The sequence below is a fragment of the Streptomyces sp. NPDC003697 genome (assembly GCF_053587115.1).
On record NZ_JBSFNN010000156.1, the window covers coordinates 1 to 4,281 of the forward strand.

The 4,281-nt window shown below is 74.1% G+C and carries 3 protein-coding genes; 2 read left to right on the plus strand and 1 reads right to left on the minus strand.

Translation table 11 applies throughout. From position 1 onward, the window contains the following. The first annotated feature begins 414 nt into the window (after positions 1 to 414). Positions 415 to 927 carry a DUF1990 domain-containing protein gene (locus ACWDNY_RS31165; RefSeq protein WP_451649166.1) on the plus strand — a complete coding sequence of 171 codons (513 nt, stop codon included), beginning with the start codon at positions 415 to 417 and terminating at the stop codon, positions 925 to 927. Positions 928 to 931: 4 nt separating this feature from the next. On the opposite strand, the gene ACWDNY_RS31170 is transcribed toward ACWDNY_RS31165, so the two are convergent. Next, positions 932 to 3,550, minus strand: coding sequence for a glycosyltransferase family 1 protein (locus tag ACWDNY_RS31170; protein ID WP_451649167.1), 2,619 nt, complete (start codon positions 3,548 to 3,550; stop codon positions 932 to 934). Positions 3,551 to 3,956: 406 nt separating this feature from the next. Here ACWDNY_RS31170 and ACWDNY_RS31175 point away from each other — a divergent pair. Beyond that, the coding region (locus ACWDNY_RS31175; protein WP_451649168.1) for a maltotransferase domain-containing protein at positions 3,957 to 4,281 on the plus strand (325 nt) is incomplete at its 3' end.

A 4,281-nucleotide genomic window follows, 5' to 3' on the forward strand; every position in this document is an offset into this window, starting at 1 on the left:
GTCGATTTGATCGAGGGCGTGATTCACGTCGTGCGGCAGGTCAAGCTCATCCGCAACCGGCCGGCCCGGGAGGATCGTCCTCCCGGGTGCCGACCCGTCTCCGGGCCGTCGCCCTCACCGCACGGCAGGAGCGCGGCCACCACAGGACCCGATCCCTCTCGTGCGGATCGCTCCCCCCGCCCGGGCCGGCCGAAGGGCACCGCACCCGGCAACGGGCGTTGTCCGGAGGACAGGACCTGAGGGCTGTCCCGTCATCCGCGGTGGATCACCGCGCGGCGTCGGATGCGGTGCATCGCCGACGGAGGGTCGTCCTCATACCGCGCGTATCAGGGCGGTCCGACAACGCGGCGAGGTGCCGTGGCTGTCGTCGTGCGCCCGCCGGAGATTGCGGGACAGCCCTTAGGCTTGGGGCCCATGTCCTTCACCTACGAGGAGGTCGGCGCGACCCGCGAGGATCCCGCCTCCTATCCCCCGGGCTTCCACACGATGCACGTGCGCACGCGCGTCGGCGAGGGTCACGACGTCTTCCACCGGGCCGCCGAGGCCCTCCTCACCTGGGAGATGCACCGGGCCGTCGGCGTCGGCATCGACGCGACCGCCGAGCGGGCCGCGCCCGGCGTCGACGTCACCGTCACCCTCGCCGGCATGATCAAGGCCCCGTGCCGTGTGGTGTGGACGGCGGAGGAGCCCCGCCGCGCCGGCTGGGCCTACGGCACCCTGCCCGGACACCCGGAGACCGGCGAGGAGGCGTTCGTCGTGGACCGCACCGGCGACGGCACCGTCTGGCTGACGGTGCGCGCCTTCAGCCGCCCGGCGAAGTGGTACGCCCGCGCGGGCGGCCCGGCGACCCGGGGCCTGCAGCATGCCTACGCCCGCCGGTGCGGCCTGGTGCTGCGGCGGCTGTGCGGGCAGGACACCGAGGACTGAACCGTCACCGCATCAGCACCCCGGCCCCCTCGCCCGTCTCCTCCGACGGCACCGCCACGAGGCCCGGCTCGGCCGCCGAGGCGAGCAGGCGGTGCGCGGGCAGGACGCGGACCGTGTAGCCGAAGGGGCCGGTGCGGTCCAGGGAGAGCGGGCCCTCGTAGACCCAGCGGCCGTCGGCGTCCGGCCCGCCCGCCGGCTTCAGCGGCACCGGGGTCGCGTCCGCGATCCGGTCCTCCTCGTCCACCCGCCCCGACACCGCCTGCACCTCGACGTCGTCCGGTCCGAGGTCGCCGAGGCCGACGCGCACCCGCAGGCCGAGGCTGGTGCCCAGTTCCGCGGTGGCCGTCGCCGCCGACGTCTCCACGTGCTCGACCCGCACGCCGGGCCAGGCCGCGCGCACCCGCTCCTTCCACGCCGCGAGCTCGCGCGCCGCGTCCGCGTCCATCGCGCGGTGCGCCAGGGCCGCCGGGGTGTACAGCCGCTCGACGTACTCGCGGACCATGCGGCCGGCCAGCACCTTGGGGCCGAGCAGGGAGAGCGTCCGGCGGACCATCTCGATCCAGCGTTCGGGCAGCCCGGCCCGGCCGCGCTCGTAGAAGCGCGGGGCGACCCGCCGTTCGAGCAGGTCGTACAGGGCCGCCGCCTCGACGTCGTCGCGGTGGTCGGGATCGACCCCCGCCCCGTCCGCGGTGGGGACGGCCCACCCGAAGTCCGGCTGGTACCACTCGTCCCACCAGCCGTCCAGCACCGACAGGTTCAGGCAGCCGTTGAGCGCGGCCTTCATCCCGGACGTGCCGCACGCCTCCAGCGGCCGCAGCGGATTGTTCAGCCAGACGTCGCAGCCGTGGTAGAGCTTCTGCGCCATCGCCATGCCGTAGTCCGGCAGGAAGACGATCCGGTGGCGCACCCGCGGGTCGTCGGCGAACCGCACCAGCTCCTGAATGAGCCGCTTGCCGCCGTCGTCGGCCGGGTGCGCCTTGCCCGCGACCACGATCTGCACCGGCCGCTCCGGGTGCAGCAGCAGGTCCGTCAGCCGGTCCGGGTCCCGCAGCATCAGGGTCAGCCGCTTGTACGACGGCACCCGGCGCGCGAAGCCGATCGTCAGCACCTCGGGATCCAGCACCCCGCCGATCCAGCCCAGCTCGGCCTCCCCGGCGCCGCGCTGGCGCCAGGAGGCGTACAGCCGCCGCCGCACCTCCGTCACCAGCTGCTCCCTCAGTTCGCGGCGCAGGTCCCAGACGTCCTGGTCGGGGATGTCGGCGACGGAGTCCCAGCGGGCCGAGTCGCCGACGGACAGCGCGTCCTCGGCGCGCTGGGCGCCGATCTGCCGGGCGCCGAGCCGGAACACCTCCGGGGCCACCCAGGTGGGGGCGTGCACCCCGTTGGTCACCGAGGTGATCGGCACCTCCTCGGGGTCGAACCCCGGCCACAGCCCGGAGAACATCTCGCGGCTGACCCGGCCGTGCAGCAGGGAGACGCCGTTGGCGCGCTGCGCCAGGCGCAGACCCATCACGGCCATGTTGAACAGGTCGGGCTCACCGCCCGGATAGGTCTCCATGCCGAGCTCCAGGATGCGCTGAACGTCGAGGCGCGGCAGCTCGGCGCCGGGACCGAAGTGGCGGGCGACCAGCTCGCGGTCGAAGCGGTCGATACCGGCCGGGACGGGGGTGTGCGTGGTGAACACGGTCCCGGCGCGGACCGTCTCCAGCCCGGCGTCGAAGTCCAGCCCCTGGCCGCAGAGCTCGGCGATGCGCTCCAGGCCCAGGAAGCCCGCGTGCCCCTCGTTGGTGTGGAACACCTCCGGTTCGGGGTGTCCGGTGAGCCGGCAGTACGTGCGCACCGCCCGGACACCTCCTATGCCGAGCAGCATCTCCTGCAGCAGGCGGTGCTCGCTGCCGCCGCCGTAGAGCCGGTCGGTCACCCCGCGCTCGCCCAGGTCGTTCTCCTCGACGTCGGAGTCCAGCAGCAGCAGCGGGATCCGGCCGACCTGGGCGAGCCAGAGCCGGGCGTGCAGCGCCCGGCCGCCGGGCAGGGCGAGCGAGACGCGCGCCGCGGAGCCGTCGGCCTCCTCCAACTGGGTCAGCGGCAGTTCGTGGGGGTCGAGGACGGGGTAGTGCTCCTGCTGCCACCCGTCCCGGGACAGGGTCTGGCGGAAGTAGCCGTGCCGGTACAGCAGCCCGACCCCGATCAGCGGTACGCCGAGGTCGCTGGCGGCCTTCAGGTGGTCGCCGGCCAGGATGCCGAGGCCGCCGGAGTACTGCGGCAGGGCGGCGGTGATGCCGAACTCGGGCGAGAAGTAGGCGATCGCGGCGGGCAGCTCGGCGGACCGGGTCTGGTACCAGCGGTCGCCGCTCAGGTAGTCGTGCAGGTCGTCGGCGGCCGCCCGCAGGCGGCGCAGGAAGCGGCGGTCCCCGGCCAGCTCGGTGAGCCGCTCGGGGGGCACGCCGCCGAGCAGCCGTACCGGGTCGCCGCCGGAGGCGGCCCAGCGCTCGGGGTCGACGGACTGGAAGAGGTCGCGCGTCTCTGCGTGCCATGACCAGCGCAGGTTGCGCGCCAGCTCGCCGATCGGCCGCAGGGGCTCGGGGAGAACAGGACGGACGGTGAACCGGCGGATCGCCTTCACATTCCACCTCAGCGCGTTCGAGGGTGACGCACGGCGATGTGCGTCTCGTCGTCTCCCTTGACGGTACCGGCGTTCGTGTCGTCCTCGCCGGGAAGTCCGCCCGCGGGCTCCGGCGGCGGCCCCGTCGGCCGGTTTTCCCACCGCGCCGCCCGGATCTGCGTGCCGGGGGCGTCGAACACAGTTTTGCGGGTACCGCGCTCGTAGCGGCGGAAGTCCGGGCTGTGGCTCCCGCGCGGGGAAGTGGCAGGTCTTGTGTGCGGACGTACGCGTGAGTAGGTAACAAAGTGCCGGATTGCTCACCCGAACAGAGTGGGAAGGCTCCACCGGTACACCTCATCGGACCACGCAGGACCCTTCTCCCCACAGACATCCGCCCACACCCTCGTTGACGCGGACAGGAGCGGTCATGCCCGCCACGCACCACTCGGCAGCACCCCCGACGACCAGCACACCCGGCGCGGCCGCGCCACCCGGGCGGCGGCCCGGCACCACCCCGGACGCCGCCCCGGATCCCCACACCACGGGCGACGCCACCGCCGTGGGGCGGATCCCCGTCCTTGACGTCCGCCCGGTCGTCCAGCACGGCCGGCGCCCCGCCAAGGCGGTCGTGGGCGAGACGTTCCAGGTCACCGCCAACGTGTTCCGCGAGGGGCACGACGCCGTGGCGGCGAACGTGGTGCTGCGGGACCCGCGGGGCCGCCCCGGCCCGTGGACCCCGATGCGGGAACTGG